General features: G+C 44.9%; 21 protein-coding genes. 9 read left to right on the forward strand and 12 right to left on the reverse strand.

Going from position 1 to position 26,148, the window contains the following annotated elements:
• Positions 1-82 precede the first annotated feature (82 nt).
• Complete coding sequence (locus LAY41_RS09310) at positions 83-592, reverse strand: universal stress protein (RefSeq protein WP_249096785.1); 510 nt, start codon at positions 590-592, stop codon at positions 83-85.
• A 73-nt stretch (positions 593-665) separates the two neighbouring features.
• Complete coding sequence (locus LAY41_RS09315) at positions 666-1,373, reverse strand: Crp/Fnr family transcriptional regulator (RefSeq protein ID WP_249066277.1); 708 nt, start codon at positions 1,371-1,373, stop codon at positions 666-668.
• Between the two features lie 742 nt (positions 1,374-2,115).
• Here LAY41_RS09315 and LAY41_RS09320 point away from each other — a divergent pair.
• The 6 genes from LAY41_RS09320 (at position 2,116) to LAY41_RS09345 (ending at position 11,275) form a co-directional block, all read left to right on the forward strand.
• On the forward strand, positions 2,116-3,936 hold the full coding sequence (locus tag LAY41_RS09320) for a hypothetical protein (protein WP_249096787.1): 1,821 nt from the start codon (positions 2,116-2,118) through the stop codon (positions 3,934-3,936).
• A 152-nt stretch (positions 3,937-4,088) separates the two neighbouring features.
• A complete protein-coding gene (locus LAY41_RS09325) occupies positions 4,089-6,104 on the forward strand; it encodes an acetate and sugar kinases/Hsc70/actin family protein (RefSeq protein ID WP_249096791.1) in 2,016 nt (671 codons plus the stop codon).
• A gap of 183 nt (positions 6,105-6,287) precedes the next feature.
• A complete protein-coding gene (locus LAY41_RS09330) occupies positions 6,288-6,995 on the forward strand; it encodes a sugar transferase (protein ID WP_249096798.1) in 708 nt (235 codons plus the stop codon).
• A 236-nt stretch (positions 6,996-7,231) separates the two neighbouring features.
• On the forward strand, positions 7,232-8,581 hold the full coding sequence (locus LAY41_RS09335) for a pentapeptide repeat-containing protein (RefSeq protein ID WP_249096808.1): 1,350 nt from the start codon (positions 7,232-7,234) through the stop codon (positions 8,579-8,581).
• A 25-nt stretch (positions 8,582-8,606) separates the two neighbouring features.
• Positions 8,607-9,593, forward strand: a complete 987-nt coding sequence (locus LAY41_RS09340) for a hypothetical protein (protein ID WP_249096809.1) — start codon at positions 8,607-8,609, stop codon at positions 9,591-9,593.
• Positions 9,594-9,628: 35 nt separating this feature from the next.
• Positions 9,629-11,275, forward strand: coding sequence for a CHAT domain-containing protein (locus LAY41_RS09345; protein ID WP_249096810.1), 1,647 nt, complete (start codon positions 9,629-9,631; stop codon positions 11,273-11,275).
• On the opposite strand, the gene LAY41_RS09350 is transcribed toward LAY41_RS09345, so the two are convergent.
• The 5 genes from LAY41_RS09350 to trpS form a co-directional block, all read right to left on the reverse strand.
• A complete protein-coding gene (locus tag LAY41_RS09350) occupies positions 11,272-12,957 on the reverse strand; it encodes a mucoidy inhibitor MuiA family protein (protein WP_249096812.1) in 1,686 nt (561 codons plus the stop codon). The two genes, LAY41_RS09345 and LAY41_RS09350, sit on opposite strands and share 4 nt — an antisense overlap.
• A 30-nt stretch (positions 12,958-12,987) precedes the next feature.
• Positions 12,988-13,578: a hypothetical protein gene (locus LAY41_RS09355; RefSeq protein WP_249096814.1), complete on the reverse strand. Its 591-nt coding sequence runs from the start codon at positions 13,576-13,578 to the stop codon at positions 12,988-12,990.
• Positions 13,579-13,762: 184 nt separating this feature from the next.
• The gene (locus LAY41_RS09360; RefSeq protein ID WP_249096816.1) at positions 13,763-13,993 is read right to left on the reverse strand and encodes a hypothetical protein; all 231 of its coding nucleotides are present in this window, start codon (positions 13,991-13,993) and stop codon (positions 13,763-13,765) included.
• A 60-nt stretch (positions 13,994-14,053) separates the two neighbouring features.
• Positions 14,054-14,944, reverse strand: a complete 891-nt coding sequence (locus tag LAY41_RS09365) for a methylenetetrahydrofolate reductase (RefSeq protein ID WP_420840312.1) — start codon at positions 14,942-14,944, stop codon at positions 14,054-14,056.
• 118 nt (positions 14,945-15,062) lie between these two features.
• A complete protein-coding gene (trpS, locus tag LAY41_RS09370; RefSeq protein WP_249096820.1) occupies positions 15,063-16,070 on the reverse strand; it encodes a tryptophan--tRNA ligase in 1,008 nt (335 codons plus the stop codon).
• 439 nt (positions 16,071-16,509) lie between these two features.
• Between trpS and LAY41_RS09375 the strand changes: the two genes are divergently transcribed.
• The 3 genes from LAY41_RS09375 (at position 16,510) to LAY41_RS09385 (ending at position 17,838) form a co-directional block, all read left to right on the forward strand.
• Entirely contained in the window at positions 16,510-16,881 is a 372-nt protein-coding gene (locus tag LAY41_RS09375; RefSeq protein ID WP_249096823.1) for an SH3 domain-containing protein, read from the forward strand.
• 323 nt (positions 16,882-17,204) lie between these two features.
• Positions 17,205-17,417, forward strand: a complete 213-nt coding sequence (locus LAY41_RS09380) for a hypothetical protein (RefSeq protein WP_249096825.1) — start codon at positions 17,205-17,207, stop codon at positions 17,415-17,417.
• Between the two features lie 73 nt (positions 17,418-17,490).
• On the forward strand, positions 17,491-17,838 hold the full coding sequence (locus LAY41_RS09385; protein WP_338022963.1) for a pepsin/retropepsin-like aspartic protease family protein: 348 nt from the start codon (positions 17,491-17,493) through the stop codon (positions 17,836-17,838).
• 47 nt (positions 17,839-17,885) lie between these two features.
• On the opposite strand, the gene LAY41_RS09390 is transcribed toward LAY41_RS09385, so the two are convergent.
• From LAY41_RS09390 to LAY41_RS09410, 5 genes are all read right to left on the reverse strand, one after another.
• On the reverse strand, positions 17,886-21,452 hold the full coding sequence (locus LAY41_RS09390; RefSeq protein ID WP_249096834.1) for an NACHT C-terminal alpha/beta 1 domain-containing protein: 3,567 nt from the start codon (positions 21,450-21,452) through the stop codon (positions 17,886-17,888).
• Positions 21,453-21,614: 162 nt separating this feature from the next.
• Entirely contained in the window at positions 21,615-22,046 is a 432-nt protein-coding gene (locus tag LAY41_RS09395; protein ID WP_249096837.1) for a hypothetical protein, read from the reverse strand.
• 375 nt (positions 22,047-22,421) lie between these two features.
• The gene (locus tag LAY41_RS09400) at positions 22,422-23,033 is read right to left on the reverse strand and encodes a pentapeptide repeat-containing protein (protein ID WP_249096847.1); all 612 of its coding nucleotides are present in this window, start codon (positions 23,031-23,033) and stop codon (positions 22,422-22,424) included.
• Between the two features lie 289 nt (positions 23,034-23,322).
• Positions 23,323-23,886, reverse strand: a complete 564-nt coding sequence (locus tag LAY41_RS09405; protein ID WP_249096849.1) for a pentapeptide repeat-containing protein — start codon at positions 23,884-23,886, stop codon at positions 23,323-23,325.
• A 406-nt stretch (positions 23,887-24,292) separates the two neighbouring features.
• Positions 24,293-26,038, reverse strand: a complete 1,746-nt coding sequence (locus LAY41_RS09410) for an iron uptake porin (protein WP_249096850.1) — start codon at positions 26,036-26,038, stop codon at positions 24,293-24,295.
• Positions 26,039-26,148 lie beyond the last annotated feature (110 nt).

The raw sequence follows: 26,148 nt of genomic DNA on the forward strand, positions 1-26,148 counted from the left end.
AAATTTAGGTGCCAAGCAGCTTAGCAGATCTACTTTAGTATGCGATCGCATAGGGTATGCCGCTCTTACCTTTTCCTCACACCTACGGTTGGCTATCGCCCGATTCCGTATTCACCGCTTGAATTATCAAAACCGAGCAGGCAGCATGGTGCATTACATAATTACTTACACTGCCCATTAAAGCTTCTGTTAATCCCGTCCGACCCCGCCGTCCTAGCGCCAGCAAATCTGCTCCCCAGTTTTGAGCGGCTTCACATATACACAGGCTAGCTTCACCAACCTGGCAATCAAAGTCCGTCGCCACTCCCTGCTTGTTCGCTGTTTCGCAGTAGCTTCGCAGCATAGCCTGCGCCTCTTCCAGCCGTTTTTCTGTCAGCAGAGGGTCCGATCGATAGGTATAACCTGCAAACTCTGGATAAAAACCCATCTCCACAGGCATCGGCCCCATCGGTTCGCCGATCGTCTCGTTTGTCAGGCAATGTAGAAGCCTTAGACTGGCACCATTTGCTTTTGCTAAATCCAAAGCCCGATCGAAAACAGCCTTGCTTAAAGGCGAGTAGTCTAGCGCAACAAGGATTTTCTGAAAACCCATCTAGACCTCCAAAATCTTCCCACTTTCAAATTAGCTCAACGAAGAACTTCTGCTTTGCTTTCGTGGCATTACGTTAAATTATCAGACGTTCTAGAGCATTCACATCGGGAATGCGAAGCATATCCGGTTCCCGCTTGATCAAGCTCTTTTTCTCCATCTTCGTCAGCACTCGCGTCACCGTCTCCCGTGCCAATCCGCTCAGACTGCTCAATTCCCGGTGCGGTAAATTCGGAATTTCAGTACCCTCTGTCGTGCGCTTACCCTGCCCATCGGCCAAAAATAGTAAAGTATCTGCCACCCGCGACATACTATCGGATTCCCGCAAGCGGAGTCGGCGATTCACTTGACGCAAGCGTCGCCCCATCAACTGTGCCAGACGGACTCCCGCCATCGGCTCCGTGTAAATCAAATTAACAAAATCCTGAGCGGGTAGGTTGCCAATTATCGTAGGAGCCAGAGTAATCACGTCCGTAGAGCGGGGCACCTCATCAAGTGCCGCCATTTCGCCAAAAATCTCTCCCGTTCCCAAGATGTTCAGCGTTACTTCTTTCCCATCTAGGTTATAGGTGCGAATCTTCACCCAACCCTGTAATATAAAGTAAACCGAACTACCCCAATCATTCTCCAGCAAAATCACCTGATTTGCCGGATGGTTGCGACTGACTAGGTGGGCTGTCGCTTTTTCGACAGCCGACTCTGGTAAACCTGTAAAAAAAGGAGTAGAGCGAATTAGTGTATTCACATTTGTATTCGTTTCGCGAGGAGGTACTCGGTCTTGCATGAGGCCATTCTGTCGTTAACAGTATCTAGTGAAGTACCCCAACTAAGCTTTGCTATAGTTGGGGCTTCCAACTAGAACAAGAACTTAGGACGGTTTTATTCGTCTTTGGAATTTCCCGTCTCATCCGCTGTTGCCACCGTAGGAACTCTCTTGCGAGTGTTCGGGACTAAACCCGATGATGGTCTTACACAGCGTCCACAGGCAGCAACCCGCCTTCCGCAGGTCGTTATAAACTTTTATAAGGCAGACTCACCTTGGATTTACAAGGGTGGCACCCAAAACGTTCAATCTTGTTGCCATACCAAGCTTAACTGAGCGTGACTGGAAGGTATTGTATAACCTCATGGGATAGAAAGCACTCGTTAATTTTGATTATGCTGTCTATTCTTGCTGTTCCTAGCATACACTTTGTCTAGCATCACGTGACGATCGGCTTTGCGATATTCTTAAAATACCGGCGCAAGAAAGCCCTATCCTTTCGGCAGCCCACTACTTTAGGAGTTCTATTTTGCTCAGGAGTCCAATTTTAACTCCTTTTGTGTCTCCTGCTATACCGTGGTTAGATGGTGGTGAGAAGTCCCGTAAGCTTTGAGTATACTTAAGTACCATAAAACTGATAGGATCGTACTTACTTAAGAGCTAACTTTTTTATGTATACTTCTCACGGGCATAAATTGACAGTTTGGTAGGGCGCATTTGCACTTAAGCTGCTGAAAAAATCAAGAGTGGCAGGGGTTCCATCGTGACGTTTCAGACGGATAAAATTCAGGCAGCGATCGCAGAGATTGACGACGCACTTGGCAAAAGCCGAAAATTTAGCCTGGGTTGGTTTAATTCAGGAGCTAATGCCAAACAACGTCGGGTTTTAGAACGAGTTCGCAGCAGTCTTCAGACTCTCCAGCAACAGTTGGCTTCCAGAGGCGAAGTTGAGGTAGCCCAAACGCATGGGGCACAACTGTTGGGTGAAATGCCATTTGTGCAGGCTCCATCAGCGCTCCAATTTCAGTCAGTTGAAGCTGACTTGAATCGACAAAAGACGCCTCAGCAGATTTTGCAAGCAGTTGTGGAGGAGATGGGCTATCTGCGAACGTTCTACGAAAAGGCTACGACGTTGACTTCTCTGACGGAGCAATGCCAAGCAGATTTAGAAGCGTTACAGCAGCAGCGGCAAGTTTTGGTGGCCCAAATCCAGGAACTAGAGCAACAGCGACAAAATTATGCTTCGCAACTACAAGCCGAACTAAAGCAAAAAGCTTGGGGATCGCTGTCTGAGACGGAAACAAGCCAGCAGACGACTGAAAATATTTCGTCCGAGCAGGATAGCGCTTTGTCGGGGGAGGAAGTAGAGTTAGCGCCAAGGCAGGTAATACCAGATCAAACGCAAAACGCGATCGCGACTTCGGAGCTACCTTTACCTTATGCTGGCGCTGAACTAATAGTTCCCTCAATGATTTGGGAGCAACTTCCCGCCAAACAAGAAGCTGGGGCTATAGGCGATAATGCTAATCCTGCCGAAGATCTTAATCGAGAAAGCCCGATCGATCGTCGCGCTCCCCAAGGGTTTAACCTTCTGGACATTGCTCAAAGCTCTCCTCCAACGTGCCGTCTCGAAGATGCACCACAGTTGAAGGAAGCTTATTATGGAACGGTAGATCCAGAACATGAAGTAGATTTTGGGCTAAACGATCGAACTGACCAAAGCTTTGAAAGGAGTGAGAAACTTCTTTCCTTGGAATCAGGAGAAATTCTTTCTTCTACTCAAAACGCTCTGGATAATACCAGAGAAACCAAGAACCTAGAAAACTTTGAAACAATAGCAGCCCTAACTGATTTAATAGAGGCTACACCCTTGGAGGAAGCTGATTATCTGGCAGATGAAGGGCCTCTAGCACCAGAAATGGCCGAACTTGGAGTTGGAGAAAGCCCCAGTTTGGAAGCAGGAAGTTTCCTACCAGCATCGCCAGATGAAGATTTGTTGCCAACAGGTGAGCTTGAGGGGAAGTCCAATATAGATATTTGGCTCGCTAAGAATATGCTAGAGCAGTTGAGCGAAGATCTTTCTACCCTTGAAGGTGTTGATTCGCAAGATATAAAAGAACAAGGGGATATTTTGCAGGCAAGGGATGATTCAGAGCCTTGCTCGATCGAAAATACAGAAATCAATCTCGATCGGGATCTGATTCCGACACCCTCAGCTTATCTCGCCAGTCCTGAAGAGGGAAACAAGAACTTTTCTGGTGATGGAAAAACTGATGAAGAAATTGAAGAATCACCATTGAGCGTTGAACAGCAAACAGAAACAGGATCTGATGAAACGAAATCTGAACTACAGATCGAGTCTCATCCTCATATCGAGCAACTAGAACCGGAAATCGACTTAAATCCAGGCAATGCTGTTAGAAGAGAAGAAATTCCTTGTACGATCCCAGACGAAATTTTGGCTGAATTTGACGATCTTTTTGGGGAATCACTCGAAAACATTGCCAACCATTCAGATGCAAATCTGGATTTAGCCGAACGATCGCTCTCTACAGAGGATCGAGAACTGGAAAAAAAAAACTAGCGGCGACGGAACAAACTAGGAGCAGTAGATCGGGTGAGCATACCCACACACGCTCATACCTATACAGTAACACTCCGGCCCAAGCAATACCCCATCAGCCGCTTCCCCCACTCCCCCCCTCACTCCCTCCGATCTGGTACTTGGGAATTGACGTGGGTACGACAGGGGTTTCCGCTGCCTTGTTAAATCGCTCAACTCGCCAGCTGTATCCGATCGCATGGGTATACGCAGGACAGAGGGATTCAACCGAGCCTATCTTTCGCCTACCAGTTATGGTTTCCGAGGGGACGTTACTGCGGAACTTTAAGCCATACTTAAAAGTTGGTCTGACTTACTACTGTGCCGAAACGGATAAGTGGGAGCCTGTATTGCAGCTGTCAGGTGCAACAACAGCGACGCTCAAAGAGGTAAGTCAAACACTGGAAGGACTACTAGCTACCCTAAATCCCAAGGAATTGCAGATTTCAGAGTTGGGAGGGCAAATTGAACAATCTCAAATCTCAAATCTCAAATTAGAAAAAGATACTTCGGCTACCAACCTAAAAGAGGAGAAACCTCACCCCCCCCAACCCCCCTCTCCTCTGGAGGAGAGGGGGGAGTATTTCTCCCCTCCCCGTGGACGGGGAGGGGTTGGGGGTGGGGTTCAACTACTGGTAGACGATACTTCATTTTTAAGCGTTAATTCTCAGTATGCGATCGCAGCAGTTGGTTTAGAGCCAGAAACCCTTCGTTTTGCGCTCTCCCAGCTAGCTGGCGCGATCGTCAGCTGTCCCGCTCACTGGCCGGAAGCGTACCGTTTCAACGTGCGAGAAAGCATCTTGGCGGCTTCTTTGGTGGCGAGTCCCGATCGCATTTGCTTTGTAGAGGAAGCGATCGCTTCCTTACTTGCCGAACTGTCTTCCGATTTGTCAGTAGAAAATAAAAAAGAACCGATCGCTGAGGACTTCCAACAGACATATCCAAAATTCGATCGGCGGGGTGCTACCTTGATACTCCACACTGGAGCTACTACGACAGAACTAGCTTTAGTGGATTTACCTACGGATATCCAGAGTTTAACTTACGCTGACTTCACCCTCCGTAGTTTTCCTTATGCAGGCTCTTACCTCGACCAAGATATTATCTGTCAGTTGCTTTTGAATCCTGAATTTGGTTCTTCACTCAGCACTCAAGATAAATTACTTAGTACTGACTTAGACTTGCCGCTACCGGGTGAACCAGATTTGCCCACTCGCTACCTTTTACAACAGAGGTTAGAAAGTTCTACCTTTGGACAAACTCTCTTGGAGTCGGCACAATATGTGAAGCTGAGATTGCCGCATCAAGACAGTTTCACATTAGAAATTGGTGCATACCGTTGGGTTTTGCGGCGGCAAGATTTAGAAAACCGGGTTTTTGCACCTTTTATTCAACGCCTGAATCGAGAACTGAACACCCAACTCGCACTGCTGGGTATACCAGTAGAAGCAATTGGGCAAGCCATTTGTACTGGTGGAACTGCCTTGTTACCGAGCGTAACCAATTGGCTGCGCCAAAAACTCCCCAACGCTAAAACTATCCATGAGTCAGGAGTTGTAGGGGTAACTCATCAGTTTTCTGTACAGGAGTCAGAATCTAAAATCCTCTGGTGCTTCGGTGGGCATCGTGACGGGAACCGCCAAGACGCCCACTTCGCGCCAAATCGCAAATCCCAAATCCCAAGGGTTGCGGTGGGACTGGCAACTTTGCCTCTCTATCCCCAAGTGTTTGATGAATCTAGGCAACAATACAGTGATTATTTTTTGCTGATGGAACTTCTACGGGTATTTGGGGAGGAACCTCTTTCTGTAGGGAGAATTATGTACTTCCTGGAGCGCAAGGGGATTAATACCCTTGCTTGCCAAGGACGCATTTTGGCTCTTCTGGAGGGAGATCTTCCGCCTAGTCTCGTTCCTTCTGAACTGGATGCGAACCTGCTGAGTCAGGATTCGTGGCAAAATCCTGACTACCAGGCGCTTAGAGGTAAAAAACTGTTTGATAAAGAAGATAATCAAACTTATCGCCTTAATCGGTCAAATTGCGATCGCCTGCGCGACTATTTGAGAACGGTGCTGGAGCAAACTCACCAAAAATTAGAGGAACCCTACGCGGTTTACTGGATAGCATCGGCGGGTAAAGAAAATACTTAGTTATCTCTTGGCTAAGTACAGGCAAAACGACACATCTGGTTGAGTAAAAATACTAAAACTTTAAAATTAACTAAGTATTTCAAAGATTGTGTAAAGTCAGTATCTTCACTCCTCTCGCCAGTGAAAAGCAAGGTTATATTGCATTTAGGCCAATAGACCCGCCCTTGAAGCTGACTGCGAGCTATGATTACATCTGAACTAGCTGGTATCTTATCCTTTAATTCTTCTCTTAACCGCCCATATCGGAATCGCTTATATAAAATTGGTTTTGCCAGAAAATCAGAGCATCCTTCAGTAAGGAGCAAAGCCAAGCGTCTGATTGACATTGTGGGAGCCGTAGTGGGATTGGGGATCGCTGGCATTGTCGGGATTCCTGTTGCGATCGCAACTCAACTGGATAACCCAGGCCCCATTTTATATAGCCAAATGCGCTGCGGTCTCAACGGTCGCCTCTTCCGAATTTGGAAATTCCGGTCGATGGTGATAGGAGCCGACCAGATGAAAGATTTGGTTCAAAACCAAGCAACAGGTCATATCTTTAAAAATGACAATGACCCCCGCATCACCAAAGTTGGCCGACTTTTACGTCGCACAAGTTTAGACGAATTACCCCAGTTCTGGAATGTGCTAATGGGAGATATGAGTTTGGTCGGAACTCGTCCGCCCACAGTAGATGAAGTTGTAAAATATGAAAGCCACCATTGGGAACGCTTGAAGGTCAAGCCGGGATTGACTGGCGAATGGCAAGCCAACGGTCGCTCCACAGTCAAAGATTTTGAAGAAATTGTGCGGATGGATGTGGATTACCAACGCAAGTGGTCGATTGTCTATGACATTAGCCTGATTTTCAAGACCATCCAGGTTGTCTTGACTAAAAGTGGCGCTTGTTAAAATATTCTAGATAACGTAATATATTGCACCTATTGCACGAAAATGCAATAGGTGCAATATATTAAACATAAAACTTTACTCCTTTCCCCTAGAACGCGATCGGCTATAGAAAAAAAAATTTATTTTATTTAGCCCTACCCACTTCCTTATTCTTAATACAGCAGTAAAATAAATATTCAAATTGCTTATAGCGATCGCTTTGAAAAACTTGATTTACCGTAGAAATACCTAATATAGTGGCTAATCAGCGAGGCGACAATCCATCTAAATCACTATTCAATAGTGGGTTTTCGTTCGAGCCATCCCTGAGTGAGAAAGACCGAAATTGGCAGGCATTTATAGGTGCAAACTTGGCAACGCCGACTTTAAAAGGGACTGACCTACGGGGTGCTTACTTGAAGGGTGCCTATCTAAGGAAGGCTGACCTGAGACAGATTGACCTGAGTGAGATCTGCCTGAGTTATGCTGACTTGATTGAGTGTGACCTGACAGAAGCCTGCCTGAATTTGGCTAACCTGACAGAAGCTTGCCTGAATTTGGCTAACCTCCGCAAGTCCAAACTCAGAGGAGCCAATCTGAGCAAGTCCAATCTGGTTGGGGCAGAAATGACTCAAGCCGACTTAAGGGGAGCCAACCTAACTAAGGCTAACCTGGTTGGGGCAAATCTGGAAAGCGCCGACCTAACAGGGGCAAACTTGAGTGGGGCAGATCTGACCGGGGCAGACTTGAAAGGATCGATCCTGAAAAATGCAGTCTACAGTCCAGCAACTCGATTTAGTGAAAATATTGACGCTGGTAAAGCAGGGGCTTACTTGATTGCCCCTAAAGTATCTGCTCCAGATGTCAACCTCAGCGGTGTGGATCTGAATGGGGCAGACTTGAGAGGGATAGACCTGAGAAGGGCAAACCTGAGAAAAACCAACTTGAATGGGGCTAATCTGAATGGGGCAAATCTGAGCGGAGCAAATCTGAGCGGAGCCGACTTGAATGGGGCAGACTTGAGAGACGCGATGTTTAAAAAGGCGGTTTACTCTCTGGAAACGCAGTTCCCTCCAGGCTTTGACCCAAATAAGGTTGGAGCTTACTTAATTGCTTCTGAGGTGTCGCTTCTAGAGGTTAACTTAAGTAGTGTGGATCTCAGTGGGGCAGACTTGAGCGGCGCAAACCTCTATAGATCGAACCTATCCGGGTCTAATATGAGGGAAATAGACTTAACCGGAGCTAACTTGAGGAAGGCTCACTTGCAAGGGGCGAAAATTCAACGGGCAGACCTGCGAGAGGCAAACCTGACGCAAGCTAGCTTGTGTGAGGCGGATCTGAGCGAAGCCGACCTCAGAAAGGTAGATCTGACTAGAGCAGACTTGAGTGGGGCAAACCTCTTTAAGGTAGATTTGAGAGGCGCAGATCTAACGGGAGCCCGTTTGAATCAGGCTAATTTAAACGAAGCTGACTTGAGAGGGGTCGATCTGACGAGAGCAGACCTCAGTGGGGCAAGCCTCAGCGGGGCAGACATCACAGAGGCAGATTGCACGAGGACAACGCTGGATGCTACGAATCTGATTGAGTTGACACTGCCACGGCTATAAACTTTTACCAAATACAACTGTCTCGATGAGATTAACTTGGAATCGTGCAACGCGAATAAATTTTGTCTCAAAGGCGATCGTTTCCAGTATAGCGATCGCCTTACTACTAACTCCGAAAACCAGCCTTGCACAAGAAAGCAAGCCTGACGAGGTAGGGGCGGCGTTGGAACTTGCCTTGATAACAAACCAGCTAACTGAGGTGTTAGCCCAGATAGCTCAAGCACCCGAAGTACAAGTAAATCCAGAACCATCTGGTGTTGCGCCCGGTTTAGAAACTGAGCCTTCTACACCTGAAGAAACGCCTTTTCAACCGCAAAACCTGCCATTGGTGCCCTCAGAGGCACGTAGATACGGTACAGCCCCGAATATTACGGTGATAACGCCCTCAGCTTATGGGAAATCTTGGGGTAATATTAGTGTTGGTGCGGGTTTACAAGAAAGAACTCGCTTTACTAACGAGGCGGATGGGGTTTTCGGTGTTGGGATCGGGTTGGGTGATGCTCAAAAAGCGATCGGCTTAGATGTTGGTGTGTCAGTTACTGACTTAGATACCGCAGAAGATGGTACTCTCAGCTTTAAGCTTCACCGACAGTTACCTAAGGATTTTGCAGTTGCTGTGGGAGTGCTAAATGCGATCGACTGGGGTCTTACCGATAGCGGTACAAGTTTTTATGGTGTGGTCACAAAAAGATTTCGCCTGCAAAACCGAGTCGATCGGCCCTTTAGTCAGCTTTATATTTCTGCTGGCGTTGGCAGCGGGCAATTTCGTTCGGAATCTAATATTAACGAAGATAATGATTCAGTTGGCTTTTTTGGCAGTTTGGCGGTGCGAGTCGCCGAACCTGTAAATTTAATAGCAGAATGGACAGGTCAAGATTTGACGATCGGATTATCTGTTGTACCGTTCCGCGATATTCCTTTGGTTATTACACCAGGAGTGACTGATATTACTGGCAAGGCTGGTGACGGAAGCAGATTTATATTAGGAGTTGGATATTTAATCTCTTTTTAAAGACTGGAGACTGGAAACTGGAGTAGCAATAAACAATGAAGAAAATAATTAAATTTTCGTTAATTTTTGTTTTGACAATTGGTTGGATTTTTATTGCCGTCAAACCAGGACTTAACCAATCAGGTACTCAGTCAAATACCACAGTTCCTAATCCACAAGAAATTAATCCTCAACCAGTTGAAGTCAAACCAGAATCCCCACAAAGTTCGCTGAGTGATATAAAGATCGATCGCACTGCTTTTGAGCAAAATTTCCAACAAGCCAGCTTCGATCGGGCAGTGCAGATGTTTGAAGAACTTCAAGCAGTAGAATTTGGCAAATACTTCGGGACAAACTTTTTTGGTAAAACTGCTTCTCCTGAACAGATATCTCAGACTTTATGCAATTTAGCTGAAACAACAGGGAAAAAAGCGGCGCTACTTTACGTGGTATCCCTGGAAAAACAACTGGAATTATTACTCATTATACCCAATTCTACACCTTGTACTAAGGCATCATTTAAACAAAATGGCTACCAGTCTAAGCTGGGACAGGGGAACCCCACCCCCAACCCCTCCCCGCAACAGGGAGGGGAGTATTTTCCCCCCTCTCCGAGGTCGGAGAGGGGGGTTAGGGGGGTGAGGTTTGTCCCGGCAATAGTTGGTAGCAAACAAAATAATAATCCAACCCTCTTCATTCGCAAGAGTGTTCCCGAAGCAAACCGCAAACGCCTCCAAACAGTTGCCAAAGAATTTCGATCTGGAGTAACCGATCCAATCCTGAGTAACGATTACCGTAATTTTGCCAAACAGTTTTATCAATGGATTATTGCTCCCGTACAATCAGATTTGGCTGCTAACAAAATAGATAGCTTGATATTTTCAATGGATGCTGGTTTGCGATCGGTTCCAGTAGCTGCTTTCAACAATGGTCAACAGTTTCTGATCGAGCAATATAATGTCGCTTTAATCCCTAGCTTTAGCCTCACGGATACCCGTTACATTCGGATCGCCAACTCCCAAATGTTGGCAATGGGAATATCCAAGAGTACCCAGGATCAGTCTCCTTTACCGGCGGTAGCTGTGGAAGTTCCTACCTTAGCTAATATTCTTTGGCGTGGTCAGGCATTTTTGAATGAAGAATCAACATTGGAAAAACTCCAATCTCTCAGTCGTCAACAACATTTTGAAATTATCCACATAGCGACTCATGCAGAATTTAGATCTGGAAAAGTAAGTGAATCTTACATCCAATTCTGGAATTCTAAACTCAAATTGGATCAATTGCAAAACTTTTCGCGAAAGTTGGCGTGGAATAAAGCTCCAAAAGTAGAGATGCTTGTTTTGAGTGCTTGTAGAACTGCATTGGGAAACGAACAAGCAGAACTGGGATTTGCTGGTTTGGCGGTTCAGGCGGGTGTGAAAACTGCTGTGGGAAGTCTGTGGTATGCCAGCGATGAAGGTTCGCTAGCACTGATGACGGAATTTTATCATAAATTACGGACGGCACCGATAAAAACTGAGGCTTTGAGAGATGCTCAGTTAGGTATGCTGAAAGGACAAGTTAGGTTGGAGAATGGACAGTTAATATTATCGGACAATCGTCGCGTCTCTCTTCCCCCAGAACTTGCAACCAGTGGTGATATTAATCTATCTCATCCTTACTTTTGGTCTGGTTACACGATGATTGGTAATTGGAATTAAACATCCAAACCAGCTACAGTCAAGGAAGGGGAATGCTCAACTGTAAATTGATAATATATTTCCTGTTTTGACTGCGGCGGTAGAGTTAGCGACCATTCCAGCAAACCCATCTCACCTTGTTGAATTTTAGGATTAGTTTGCGTTAAATGCACCTTAAGTTGTTCGTTCCGACTAACTGGCAATTGTTCCGTCAGTTTTAAAGTGGTTTCTTGCTCTTGTAAGTTGGCAATCTTTAACCGATATGCGTAAGTCGTGCGACGGCGATCGAAAATTATCTTCTTGTCTACCTTTCGTTCCACCAATTCACGTTCAATCTTTAACCCCTCGTCAATGCCTAAATTAATTGTGAAATCTTGACCGGGTGAAACGTTTTCTAGTTGGGTTGTGCCGACAAAAGTGTTGTCGCGGAAAATATTAGCTTTTCCCGGTAACAGGGTGGCACCAGTCGCCGGATTAGTAACATTCGCTTGTAAGTAAGAAAAACTAACCAAGCTCGGCATGGCGACATATTCTTTTCGGCAAGGATAGTTATCGTTGAAGATCGTAATTTTGTGCGGTGTTCCATCGCTGGGAATATCGCTGTTACCGCCTATTTCAAATGTAACTGTACCGCCAGATGTGGAAGTAACTGCTGTTACAGTTTCAGCTTGTACTCTAGGTGGTGATATTGACTCTTCCGCACGTTTTTGACTCTCATCTAAAAGTGCGCCTTCGTAGTCGTCGTCCCCAAAAGTATCAACTTCATAAGCCCTTAACTGATTTTCAGCCGTCACCTTACGTCGTCGCCGCACTCCTGTTACTAGAAACTGAGGCGCATTATAAGATGGATTTTGTACATCTATGTACCAAGGGTTAAGCTTTGGCGGCAGAGTTCCCAAACCTGGTTTAGCTGTAGAAAGAGTGAGGGAAACACCAAACCAATCTTCGCCAGTGTTTTGCTTAACTTCAGCTAAATAGCTAAGATTCAATCTTTCTGCTGTAGTATTGACTCGCAAATCGTACAAAGGAGTCCATCTGGCATCAGTAACAAGGTAGGAAAGTTCTAACTCGAAATTACCAGCGCCAGATGGCTCGATCGCAACAATTATGCTAAAACTTTCTTGAGGAAGAGGTGTTTGCACTTGCTGCAATTGTTGGCGAAGTACTTGGATTTGTTTTTCTAACTGGTGCTGTTCCTTTTCGCGCTGGGCAATTGTCGTGGCATAGTTGCTGTAATGCTGACCTAAAAAGTTTAGTAATTCGCTAGTTTCATTCAGTCCAACTTGTTGTTGTGCAAGTCCTCTGGAAAAGCGATCGACTGACTTTTCGCTCAATTCTTGGATAAATTTATGTTGTAATTGCAAAGATGATAAAACATCTTTGATAGTGCGTTTTTGCTCCTCTATTTCCTGAATTTGCTGAGTTAGCTGGGCTACTTTTTCGGCGACGGGTTCAGTGGCATAGATGCGATCGGTCCTTACTGCCAATAGTCGCACTGCTACTGTACCTTCACCTGTCACTCGCACTGATTCTGGTTCAAGAATTACTGGCAATCCTGTAATTATCAGTTGACGTTCTGCGCCGTTTAGTTCTACAGCACATCGCCGCGTCACTCGTGCGCGATCGCTATAAACCGTTACTTCCGAAATGCAAGTATCTAGTGTCTTACTGGTTGTTTGGTTTGGCGTCTCTGAGTTGGTCACTGGCAGTTTCTCCTTTAACCCGCGTTACTATTAAGAACATGAGCAAGATCTGACAGTGCGACATTTGCGGTTTTCTCCAGAACCATCACATTCCAACCTACTGGTACAAACCTGATTTCGTTCCACAACTCCCCCATCGTTAATTACCACTTTGGCGGTAAAAGAGTCTTGTTCAATAATGGCGTTATTCTCAGAAACTTCATACTTAAACTCGTTGTCTCCTTCTATCACTGAAAAGCTACGAGTGCGATGTTTCTTAGCGATCGACATATCGAATCTTTCTGAATATTTACCTTTATCATATTTTCTATTTGTATAAGGATAGGGCTCGTCATCCATTCCCTCAGTCACATTCATGATTTTTACTTTTCTCCCCGGTGCTGGTGTGGTTGAGCTAGATTTGAATCGAGCTTTCAGTTGTTCTGGTATGAAGCCGATCCCAGGACATTCCCCAGCATAGGTAATGCTCCTAAATGGGAGCAAATCTGTTTCAAAACCTGTTGGTGTTTCTACTTGTAATTCTGCCGCAGTGGTACTGATAGCTAAGGCAAAAATAAACAAGAGTAAAATTGTTTTCGTTTTCAGTTTTGTAAAAAAAGATCGAAAGCTTTTAAGTTCCATAGTTATTTTTTGGTAATTAGATGGCTAAGTAAGGTGGGTGGTGCCCATCCTACTTATAGCTTATTCAGATGTCCCCCTCCTAGAACACCGATTCAGTATTCTTTCTGGGGCGATCAGAAACCGGGTTTCTTTGGTTGTCAAGGTCGATATTTAGTTGCCACTCGCATATTCCCGGTTTCTGGTATTACTGAATAGGTATTCTAGAAGGCGGCGATGGTTGAGGGTTTATCTGTCTGTTAGCCACTTGGATCGCTTCTATGATAATAGGCAGACCAAACAGCAAAGTGAGACAAATAGCAATCCACTTGAACCAATTTGACCGAACCCGGCCTTTAGTTGGATATTCACAAGCAAGACAAATTTCTGCTTCTGTGCTGTTTAAAGTCCCGCACTCTTTACAGGGTTCTAAAGCCATAGCTCTTTTTACCTACTGTAGTTAGTTACTAGCTCAATCATACTTTTACTTCGATATTAACTAATTAGTTATTGGTGGAATTCCAGCCAGATCGAGGATTTGGGGAATCAAATCTTCGCGCTTGACTGCCATCATGTGGACGCCTTGACAGATTTGGCGTGCTAATTTGACTTGTTCGGCTGCGATCGCAATTCCTTCCTCTAACGGATCTGTTGCACTTGCCAAACGATCGATAATGTGCTGGGGAATGTTGACTCCAGGGACGCACCGATTGATAAATTCGGCGTTTTTAGCGGATTTGAGCAGAAAAATCCCCGCTAAAATCGGCTTATTTGTGCCTGCGGCTATTTGAGTCATAAATTTTTCTAGGCGATCGAAGTCGGTAATTAGCTGGCTTTGGAAAAACTGCGCCCCAGCTTGTAACTTGCGCTCAAAGCGGCTTTGCAAGCCCGACCAACTCGCCAATTGGGGATCGACTGCTGCACCGACAAATAAGTCGGTAGCGCCATCTGTGAGGGGTTTTTCGTTCCAATCCAAGCCGCGATTCATTTTGTCGATCGCTTGCAGCAGACGCACCGATTCCAAGTCGAACACGCCTTTGCAGTCGGGATGATCCCCAGCTTTGACGGGATCGCCAGTCAGGGCTAGGATGTTGCGGATACCCAAGGCGTGGGCACCCATGAGATCGGCTTGCAGTCCGATGCGATTGCGATCGCGACAAGCTACTTGACAAATTGGCTCAATCCCTTGTTGCAGCAAAATTACCGACGCCGCCAGGGGAGACATCCGCAACACCGCTCTGCTGCCATCGGTAATATTGATAGCATGAACTCTCTTTTTGAGCAGTTGCGCCATTTTTACCATCTGGATTGGGTCGCCTCCCTTGGGTGGCGCGACTTCTGCGGTGATTAGAAATTCACCAGCTTGTACTGCGGCGCGGAAAGAGGTCAAGAGTTTTGGGTATTGGATGTTGAGCATGAGTCTGATGAATGAACGATGAAAGATAAAGTTTGGGATTTAGCCTTAATCCTTTATCCTTCATCCTTAATACTTCCGTCCACTTATTCCGTTACAATGGCACGGAAAAACCCAGCGCGGCTTTGACTTGGGCTAGGGTTTGGTTTGCGATCGCTTCCGCCTTGTGTCTTCCCTCACGCAACACCGACTCCAGATAACTCTTTTCATTCATTATTGCCTGATACTTTTCCTGGATCGGTTTGAGTGCAGAAATCGTCGTTTCTGTCAGCAAAGGCTTAAATTGACCCCAACCCATATCCGCACACTCTGCCGCTGCTTCTTCCTTCGTTTTACCAGAAAGAATCATATACAAAGTTAACAGATTCCGGCTTTCCGGTCGTGACGAGTCATCAAATGTCAAACCGCGAATGGGATCTGTCTTACAGCGTTTAATCTTGTATTGGATTTCCTCTGGTGTGTCTAGCAGATTAATCCGACTTTGATCTGAAGGGTCGGACTTAGACATTTTGCGAGTTCCATCAGTCAGACTCATTACTCTAGCGCCTTCTGCCCGAATCAGGGGATCAGGCAATTTTAGGATTTTTTGCCCCTTACCGAATTGATGGTTAAAGCGATTGGCAATATCGCGCGTGAGTTCCAAGTGTTGCTTTTGATCTTCGCCTACCGGCACTTTATCAGCTTGGTATAGCAAGATATCCGCCGCCATCAGCACCGGGTAATCTAGCAAACCAGTATTGACATTTTCTCCCTGCTTAACTGCTTTTTCTTTAAACTGGATCATATCTTCTAGCCAGTTAATCGGTGTGATGCAATTGAGCAGCCAACTCAGTTCGCTGTGAGCCGAAACATGGGATTGTACAAAGATAGTGGAATATTGCAGATCGATGCCACAAGCTAAATAGAAAGCAGCGATTTTATAAGTATTTTCCGCTAACGCGGTTGGATCGTGAGGTGCTGTAATCGCGTGCAAATCTACCACGCAGAAGTAATTTTCGTACTGGCTTTGTCCTTCCACCCAGTTACGAATTGCTCCCAGGTAGTTACCCAGGTGAAGATTGCCAGTTGGTTGGACGCCAGAGAGAACGCGAGGACTCGCCATAAAGTGCTGAGTGCTGAGTGCTGAGTGCTGAGTAAATTACATTTTAACTCCCTACAAGCTAAAAACGCATCACCTATTACTGGTAGTTAAATATTTGGTATGTAGTTGCGCTTCAGCGCTCTTTAAGATAGTGCTGAAGCACAACTACATACCTGAGAAGTTTTCTGATGGGCGTCAACACTGCCCACTCAGTACTTTACTATATGTTCGGTAGCTACTGCAAGACTACCCTGCGGGGGTACTGTCAAAGCGCGATCGCATTTCGCAGAATAAAAATAAGACTTACGCAACAGTCTTGTAGAAATCCGGTTTTTCTACAAGGTTAGCCAAAACTAAGATTTTTTCCAAAACCATCCTGTTTCTAATGCGTAAGCTGTGGAAAAGTAAGCGCAATGAATGTTTCAATCTAACTCTTTTACGTAGAGAAGGAATTTGCGAGATGAAAGTGTTGAAAGCCTTAAAATCTATGGCTGTCATGGCCTTATTATCCGTTGGCATGACTGGGTTTAGTTTTCCATCTGCGGCGAATGCTAGTTCAGTAGTTGCTCGCAGCGTTCGTTATGAGAGTGAAGTAACTACATATTATAACCGAGGTGGATATGAGATTGCTAGCGCTGGGACAAGTTGTCGGCGCGTTAGTACAAATGGCGGTCGGTTGAATGTCCGCAGCGTTCCTGGTGGTCGTATTGTTGGCAAATTGTACGGCGGAACTCGTGTCTGGATTACCGGGTATCGGTCTAATGGTTGGGTACGAATCACTGGCCCAGCGCGTGGTTATGTATCTGGCAGTTATCTGAGGTCTTGCCGATAAGGAGAAGGCCCGATCGTACAAAGGTAAGTTGTTGCGCTTTAGCGCTAAAGCGCAACAACTTATCTAAAATGCGTGTTCAATATTCCTCATATAACGCAAGTTGCTAGTTATATAATCGAGGCTGGTATTAGGTACGTTGTTGCGCTTTAGCGCTCTTATCCAAGTTCCTATAAAAGCGCTAAAGCGCAACAACATACCCAGCGTGCAAGTAACGAGCAACTTGAGCTATTAGTTTAATTATATCGGATATTCGGTTAAGTAGTTGATCTTTTAGCTTGTGGGCGTTATAATCTTATCTTATATCTACTTAAATACTTAATTCAATGATTTTGACTGAATTATTACCAAAGTTACAAGAATTACCCCGTGCTGACAAGTTACGGGCGATCGAGTTTTTGGCATTGGAATTAGCGAAAGAAGAAGAGGCAGCACAGCAAAAACCAACTTTTGCTAGCGTCACCCTGTATAATTCGTTTGAAGCTGCCCATACATTAGCAAAATTGCTAGAGGAAGACAAAAGAGCAAATAATGTGTGATGGACAAAGATTCCCTTTTATTCAAAAATTTGATGAGTTTGGTGTATCTTACTGGGTTCCATATCTACCGCTAATGCTTACTTATCAAGGTCGTTCTTTGGAAGTATTAGCATTGTTGGATACCGGATCTACAGTAAATGTTTTGCCTTATGAAATCGGCTTGGAATTGGGAGTAGTTTGGGAGGAGCAAACACTTTCGATTCCTTTAGCTGGTAATCTGGCTAGATTGGAAGCGCGTGGATTGCTTATATCATCTACAATTGGTCGATTTCATCCGGTAAACTTTGCTTTTGCATGGACGCGAGCTAATGATGTTCCTGTGATTTTAGGATATTTGAATTTCTTTTCTGAATTTGATGTTTGTTTCTATGGTTCTCAGTTAGCTTTTGAAGTTTGTCCAAAGCAAAGTCGCTCAAATTAATCAGTGGTTTTTGATTTAATTTTAGCAAGCAAATGTCCCTCCAGCCCCTACAAATTTTCTATCATTTTCTCTCTCATCCAACCGACAATATCTGCAATTAAATTCGGTTGACTCGGTGAAAAAGTTTGCAAACACCCCCATCCCCTAACCCCTTCCCCCGCAACGGAGGAAGGGGAATTATTATTACTCCCCCTCTCCGTTGCGGAGAGGGAGTTGGGGGGAGATGTCACCACACAAATCGCGCCATCAAATTTGCTCAATGCTGTCAGAAAGGGAAGGCTAAATCCTGTGGGTGTGGCTGTGAGTGCTGTGGAATCGTAGCAGATGAAAAACAGGGGATTTTCGTTAATGCGGCGCAGGTAATTCCAATAAAGTTTGAGTTTTTGCATTGTTTCTGGATACCCATTCTGCCACTCTGGACAATTTTGATTTAGCATCTGGTCGTAAATTTCTGGGGCGGGGTTTTCGGGGTCGATGAATTGGTGTGTGTCAATACAAATTAGCTTTACTTTGCTGCATAATTCGGGTTGATTGTTAATAGCTTCCGCAAGGACTTGGGGTAAGTTTGCTATGTTGAGGTTTGCTGTTGCGGTGTTGGTAAGGGTGTCTTGGTGCCAAGCTTGATAGAAGTCGGGGTAGGGCAGATTTTGGGCAATCTCCCAAAAGTGTTTGTAACATTTTTCAAAGAAGTCAAAATTGTTTTCGTATGTTTCATTATTAAGGTGGAGTTTGAGGGAAATAACTACACATTCTCGTTGTTCATCATTGGTGATGATTTGCTCTAAACTATTAATTGCTTGCCTTTGGAGCGATTTATCTTTAGTGGTATCCAATAAATTAACTAAAGCTGCAATCGCTTGTTGATTACCTATGCCGACTTCACCCAGATCCTCAGTTGCTCCTCTACGGATATCTGCATCCTTCGTATTTTGTATCAATTTTATTAAAATATCAATCGCCTCTGGATTCCCAAAATCGACGTTACCTAAACTACAGGCTGCCGATCTCAAAATATATTCGTCCTGAGAATTGGCTAGTAAATTCCTAAAGTAGGAAATTGCGTGTTGGTTATTTCTGCCAATTACGCTAAGACTTACAGATGCTTTATTAAAGATATTTTGCTTTTTAGTTTTAGTGAGTTCTAGCTGCTTTATTACAGCGTTGATGGCTTTTGGGTTGCCAGGGTCAATGATACCCAAGCTATAGGCTACTACATCACAGATATATTCATCTTTGGTAGTTTCCAATATATTAACTAAAGTGGCAACTGCCTGTTTATTCTTAGGTTCAATTTCACCCAAGCTATAAGCTAATTTCCAACGATCGTATTCATTTTCATTATTAGTAGTTCTCAAGCGGTTACATAAAATATTGATTGCTTCTTCATTACCCCTGCCAACTTTTCCCAATTTCTCAGCAATTCGCCAGAAGGTATACTCATCTTGAGCAGTTGTCAGTAGCTTAACTAAAGCTAAGATTGCTTGTTGATTATTTCTGGCAATTTCGCCTAAGCAAGAGGCAGCCATTTTTTGGATAGATTCATCAGAACTGTTTTCTAGTACCTTGATACAATATCTAATTGCTTCTGGATTACCGGGGTTAATTTCACTCAAAATATAAGCTGCTATAAGGCCAGTATTTTCATCTTCAGATTTTTCTAGTAAATTGACAAAGTAGTTAATCGACTCTAGATTACTGGGGTTAATTTTACCTAAACTATATGCTGCGAACCAACAGACAGGTTCACTGCTACTATTTTTCAGCAGTTCCACTAGAACTGAAATTGCCATTGTCCTATCTGTCTCTGGTAAAATTTGTATTGCTTCTCTTGCGATATTTTCTATTGCAATATAATCAAAGTATGTCGTTGATTGTATTTCTTCTACACAAATCCAATTCAAAACGTTTTTGACAATCTCTTGAGATTTTTTAGACTTAAACTCATTAATCCCAGCAGCAGCAAGAAAATAACTACGATACCAATATGAATTTCCATAACAACCCGTTTTAAAGGTCATTAAACTCTCAACAAACTCCTCCTTCTCCTCATCCGCAATATCTCCACGCCCCAACCACAGCAAAATTACCTCTCGCCACTGCCTCTCAAAAATGCGGTAACTGCAATCAGAAACAGGGGGAATTTTGTGAAGTAAGAAAAAGTGCCAATCCCCAATTGCACAAGCGGCGAAATATTCCTGAAACGTCGGATGGAAGAAAGCGTAAACAGGCTTTTTCGTGCGGGAATCCCTGTCAACTAAAACCAACCATCCCAATTCATCAGCTAAATTAAACCACACCTCCTCCATCTGCTCAATGGCAAAATCTTGCTCAATCCGAAACCGATTAACGCTTGACATTGCCGCTAAAGCCAACTTTGCCAAAGCTTGTTGAATCTGTTTTTTATCCCTCTGGTTTAATAATCGCTGTTTCTTCGAGAATTCCTCTTGTTTCCACTCAAAAAAATAAGTGGTAAATTGCTCATAAAGTGCCGCCTTCGTTTCCGGCAATTCCTGTTCGGGTACGCACCAAGACTGACACAACATCGACAACCGCAGGGGATTGCGTACCAGTTCTTTGATTCGCTCTTTTCCCGGTTCTTTTAACTGTCTTGTTAAGCGTTTTCCCTGTTCTCGCCAAAAAGTTTCATTGCTACCAACCGGGTTGGCCCCCCCTAACCCCCCAACTTTGGGGGGAGAAAGAGGAAGAGGGGGGCTAGATGTTCCCCCCAGGATTGGGGGGTTAGGGGGGCTAGATGTTCCCCCCAGGATTGGGGGGTTAGGGGGGCCGACAGAATTGCGCCGTTTCTCATCCTGACTCGCCTCTTCAAACCACTGGCGAATAAACTCATCCACATCATCCGGTTCAAATTCCAATGTTTTATATGTATCAAAATCCGTCAGGGTATTGCTAATCGCCGCATCCCAAACATTCAATCGACAAGTTAGCACCACCCGCGCCTTACCCACCCAGTCTGTCAGTTGTTCCCGAATTGTCGCCAACGCCTCGATAGGGGAAGTCGCCGCCATTTCATCCACCCCATCCAACAGCAAGCATACTTTACCTGCTGCGAATAGTTGCTTGAATTCTTTTCTGATTTCTGGCGTGACATTTTCGGCATCATAATCGATAAATTGCAGCGCTTTTGAAAGCCAATTATTGAGTAAATAATCGGCAATTGTGCTAGAACGTAAATCTGCCAATCGAATACAAATTGGAAAATTTTCGTTATGTGACGGTAGGGGCGGGTTTATCCGAGATGTTTGCGGATGACAAGAGGTATCTGTTAAAAACCCGCCCTGAGTTGTTTGTGTTTCGTGAGGCGTATGTGACGGTAAGGGCGGGTTTATTTCAGATGTTTGTGGGTGACAAGGGTTATCTACAAACCCGCCCCTACATAATCTATCTGCTAGTTCTCCTAACAGCGTAGTTTTTCCCGCACCCGGTTCGCCAATAATCGCAATATGCTTGCGTTTTTCCGTGTGATTTTCGGCAATAACTTTCAGAAAAAAAGCATCATCTTTATAAGTTTGGACGATTTGCAGTTCTGGTTCTTTCTGGCGTGACTCTTCGCCAGTGGGGTTTGGTATGGGGTTTGGTGTTTTGGGACGTTCCATTAATCCCAAGGGGACGTAAATATTTAATTCATATTGTTGTGCTGTTGCTTGGCGGCGGAGTTGTTGTGTTGCTAAAACTTGGTTGCAGATATCGCGCCAGTCAACCTGTAGCGGTGTCTTGTCGGGAATTGACTTTGCCCCGTTCCCAGAGGGCGACTCCAGTCAAAAGGTGTTGTGTTGAGTAATGTTAATCGTTTGAGCCTGATTAAGATTATTGATTTTCTCTGCCAATTTAGCCAAGTTTTGGACAGTTGGTTGTTGAGATTGCAGCGTATCTGCTACCGCTTGGCGATATTGTGCAAGTGTGGGATTTGGATCTGCCTGTGCTGCTGCTGCCAATTCCGTTAATATTTGTTTCAGTTCGTCATTACGATCGCTTATTGACTGCACTTCCCACATTACTCGATCGTAATCCAAAGGTTGCTCTGGCGCAAGTTCGATCGCGATCGCCGTATCTGGAGACTCGTGCTTCAGCAATGACCAAAACTGGCGAACCCTTCCCGTTACAGCATCTCCCAGGTTTTCTCCCGTTTTTTCGATGGCTTTGGTTGCGAGTACGGTTGCGATCGCGGTAAGTATAGTTATAGGTTCCATGTCTAAATTCGAGCAATAATTGATTACTTATTCTACTGCATCCGTCAAAGTAGGGGCACGGCGTCCGGGATATTTTGGTTACAGGAAAAAGGTTAATTATGCCGTGCCCCTACACAACCACTCAAGCGTCCGGGATATTTTGGTTACAGGAATAAGATTAATTATTCCGTGCCCCTACACAACCACTAAAGTGGACTGAAAAACCTTCTTAGTCCACTTTAGTGGACTTTCGCTATTAGCCTGCGATTCAAATCGCAGGCGAGTGAGGAAAGCAGGTGCAAGATATCAGCTAAAGTAGACTATAATTCTATACAAATCAACCATCTCAAATTGGAAATCGTAATAGATGCACCCAAGCAAATAGATACCTCACAGCTATCGCAAACTGGATTTCTTAACTCCTATTAAATCAGACCAATTGATGCGGATACCACCTGCCACATTAGCTTCACGCGAGTTACCATTATTCAGATTCGCACCCACCAGATTAGCCTGATGCAAACTAGCACCATTTAGATTGGCATCCATCAAATTAGCCCCAGTCAGATTGGCATTAGTTAAATTAGCATCAATCAAATTGGCAACACCAAGATTAGCGTTACTTAAATTAGCACCGTTTAAATTAGCCCCAGTTAAATTAACCGAACTTAGATTGGCATTACTCAAATCAGCATTACTCAAGTTTGCACTTACTAGGGCGGCATCAAATAAGTTAGCATTAATCAAATTAGCATTCTCTAAATTAGTATTAGATAAATTGGCATTAAATAAGTTAGCGCCACCCAGCTTAGCATTACTCAAATTTGCCCCTCTCAAGTCAGCTTTACTTAGATCCGCACCCAGCAGATCCGCGCCACTTAAATCGCAATTCTGGCATTGTTTAGTTTCCAGTAAACGTTTAACGTGAAGGGGATTTTCAGCTTTAACCGCAGTCGCAAAACTTATTGTGAGTGGTAGTGCTAGACTAACTAAAGTGCTGACTTTCATATTTTTCGCTTTTATACTCCTGGTTTGAGATCTAGTTTTCCCAAACTCAGCCCTCCGCTATCATCAGCGAAATTATTTGTTGCATAACTTTTCGATCGCAATCAGTTTTGCGATCGAGCAGCAAAGCGAAAAATGTGCAACCAAGAAAATACTTAATTTTGTGGCTTTACCGATGGGTATCTTGTAAAACACCCGACGCTACTAGCAAAAACCCCTGGCTTAATGCAAGTAGAACCCCACCCCCAACCCCTCCCCGTCTACGGGGAGGGGAGAAATTCTCCTTGTGTAGCTAGCGAGGCAGTCCGGCTGCATTAGTCAAATTGGCACCTCTGACGCCATACAAGTTGGCTCCAAACAGATTGGCAGCATTCAGATTTGCCTTAAACAGGTTGGCACCTCTGAGGTTGGCTGCATTGAGATTGGCTCTAAACAAATCGGCATCTCTTAAGTTGGCGCTAATCATGTCAGCGCCTTTGAGGTTAGCTGAATTCAAATTAGCTCCAATCAAAGTGGCTTCATTAAAGTTGGCATTAACTAGATTGGCGACGGATAGATTAGCACCATCCAGATTGGCAGCCTTGAGGTTGGCATCGCTGAGGTTGGCACCATTGAGGTTGGCACCACTGAGGTTGGCACCACTGAGGTTGGCACCATTGAGATTGGCACCCCTGAGATCGACGTTTGCCAAGTCAGCACCACTGAGGTTAACACCACTTAGGTTCAATCCCGCGCCTTGTCTGGTTTGCAGCAACTGTTGAACCTGCGGACGATCTTCAGCGTTAACGGTAGTTACCAAACCAAAACCAAGGGTTGCGCTCAGCAGTACTGTAGTAGCTAGAATTCTCAGATTCATATTTTTATTCTCCTCTAACCGTAATTTTGCCTAAAACCCCTGCCAGTATTTTTCAGCCAACGATTAAATTTACTTATTAATATACGTGGCGAAGAGTGTTGTTTTTGTATTTACTCAGTGTATTCACTTATTTTAACATCAAATCTTCAAATATGGCAATGAGCAGTTAGCGGTTGGTGGAAACCGCTAACCGCTGTGTACCGTGCGAGGTTACAACCATTTTTTGCCCCCCTAACCCCCCAACTTTTTTGCCCCCCTAACCCCCCAACTTTGGGGGGAAATCTGGCTTTCTCTAGCCCCTAGCTATATCATTAAGGCTGGTAGAAACAGGTATTGGTTGCGCTTTAGCGTTATAAGAGCGCTAAAGCGCAACTACGTACCCAATCGAAGTAATGAGCAACTTGAGTTAGAAGTTGAACTCCGTCCGCACAGCCCCAGAGAAGACAGTCGGGTTGTCATTAAAGTTGTTGGGGTTCCCAGTCATGTAAAAGGTTGGAATAATCGCAATGTTATCGGTCACGGGGAAATAGTAAGTCGCTTCAATGTCGTATTGCGTGCCGCCATCACCGCCTCCAGAGACGAGAAATTGACGGCCTTCTAAGACATCAAACGGTATGACATAAGATAGTGTCGCCAATGCTCCTCTTTTACCGAGATCGGGGAAAGCTACCCCGATTTGAACAGACTGCGCCCTGATATTCCCGCTTTCCATACTATCTCTCGCGGGGTTTAAGTGGGTACTGGCGTAGGAATAGCGCCCGAAGACACCAAACTTCGGAGTAACCAACCAATCAAAATTAGCTTCAAAAACGTTACCTGTAGCATTTTCCAACGCACCGCCGAAGCCGTCATCCGCTACCCCAACGATCGGTCTAGTTCTAATTTGTCCATCAACTGGCTCAATTTTTGAATGGTCGTATAGTAATCTCAGATTAATATTGGAGTTAGGTGAGTAGGTCAACTGAGACGTGAGGGCGCGGGAACCATTAAATAAGCCTCTGTTTGGGTTGGCTCCATCGGCATTTGTGGTATAACCTACACGGAATTCCAACTCTTCGTTAAAACGCCAAAGTAAGACAGCGCCTGTAGTCCGTCCTAAGTCTTGAGCCAAGGTGCTGCCAAAGGTGTTAAAGCCACCAGCACCTTTGTTAAAGATGGATGTGAAAGCGTTGGTGTCAAAGTAGCGCAGCCAGAAAAACTTTGGCCCGACGACCACTTGCAGGGAATCATTCAGTGGGAAGGAGTAAAACGTTTCTAGTAAGGCGAGCTGGCTGGCGATCGTAGTAGGAGTAAAATCGGAACCGGGAACACCAAATGTATTGAATAAGCCTGCCGAGGTGTAAACATTCGCAGGCGAGTTACCATTACCTGCCGCCAAAGTCGTTACCAAAGAATCCTTACCTGTAAAGGAAGTCGTGAGAAACAAGCCAGTAATATAACTAAAAGTCACGTTGGGATCGTTCGCTACCCTAGTAACGATCGGCTGTCCATCTGCCCCCCGCCTAGCTGCACTAAAAGCATCTTGCGGATCGATTCTTTCAACTTTTACATCTCCACCAGCACTAGCTGCGGCTATATTCCAAGTTACGGTGCCGTTTAGCTTGGTTGTAGTGGAAAACTGGGTCGCCTCCAACCGTGCCGTGCTTGCTTCTAGCGTGTCTACCCTATTCCGCACAGTCGCCAGTTCCAAAGCAAAATCCGATCGCAAACGCTGCAAACTCGTTAAATCTTCCTCTCGTACTCGATCGGCTAAGCCTGCATCTATTATCTCATTGATGCGAACCAAAGCTGCATTCAGAGCAGCAGCAAATTCATAGCGTGTCATGGCTCGATTCCCACGGAATGTACCGTCTGGATAGCCAACAATTACACCATACCGCTCTATCAGAGACTGCAAAGCTTGAAAAGCCCAGTCTGTTGGTTGCACATCCTCAAGCTGAGAAACAGAAGTCACCTGAGCTAAAGGATGCTTCTGTTGTAAGTCTTGCTTAACAAGTTCGGGGACAGTAATCCTGGTGGTGTCTGCATTTGTCTCGTAGGCATCTGCTTCAACAGTAGCTTCCTCGGCAGCAAAAGCGCTACTGCCTACCAACAAGGTAAATCCCACAATAACTGAACTCAGTCTGAAAGCGGCCCCCAAAAATTTGGTCATGGTGCCTGTGTTCTTAAAGGATGTTTGTTCCTAGCGGTTCGATAGCTAGTAGCGCACCAGAGTCATTTATCGGCATCTTTCCTGCAATCAAACAGCAAAAACTGCTCTTT

The organism is Argonema galeatum A003/A1 (assembly GCF_023333595.1).
Classification (GTDB): domain Bacteria; phylum Cyanobacteriota; class Cyanobacteriia; order Cyanobacteriales; family Aerosakkonemataceae; genus Argonema; species Argonema galeatum.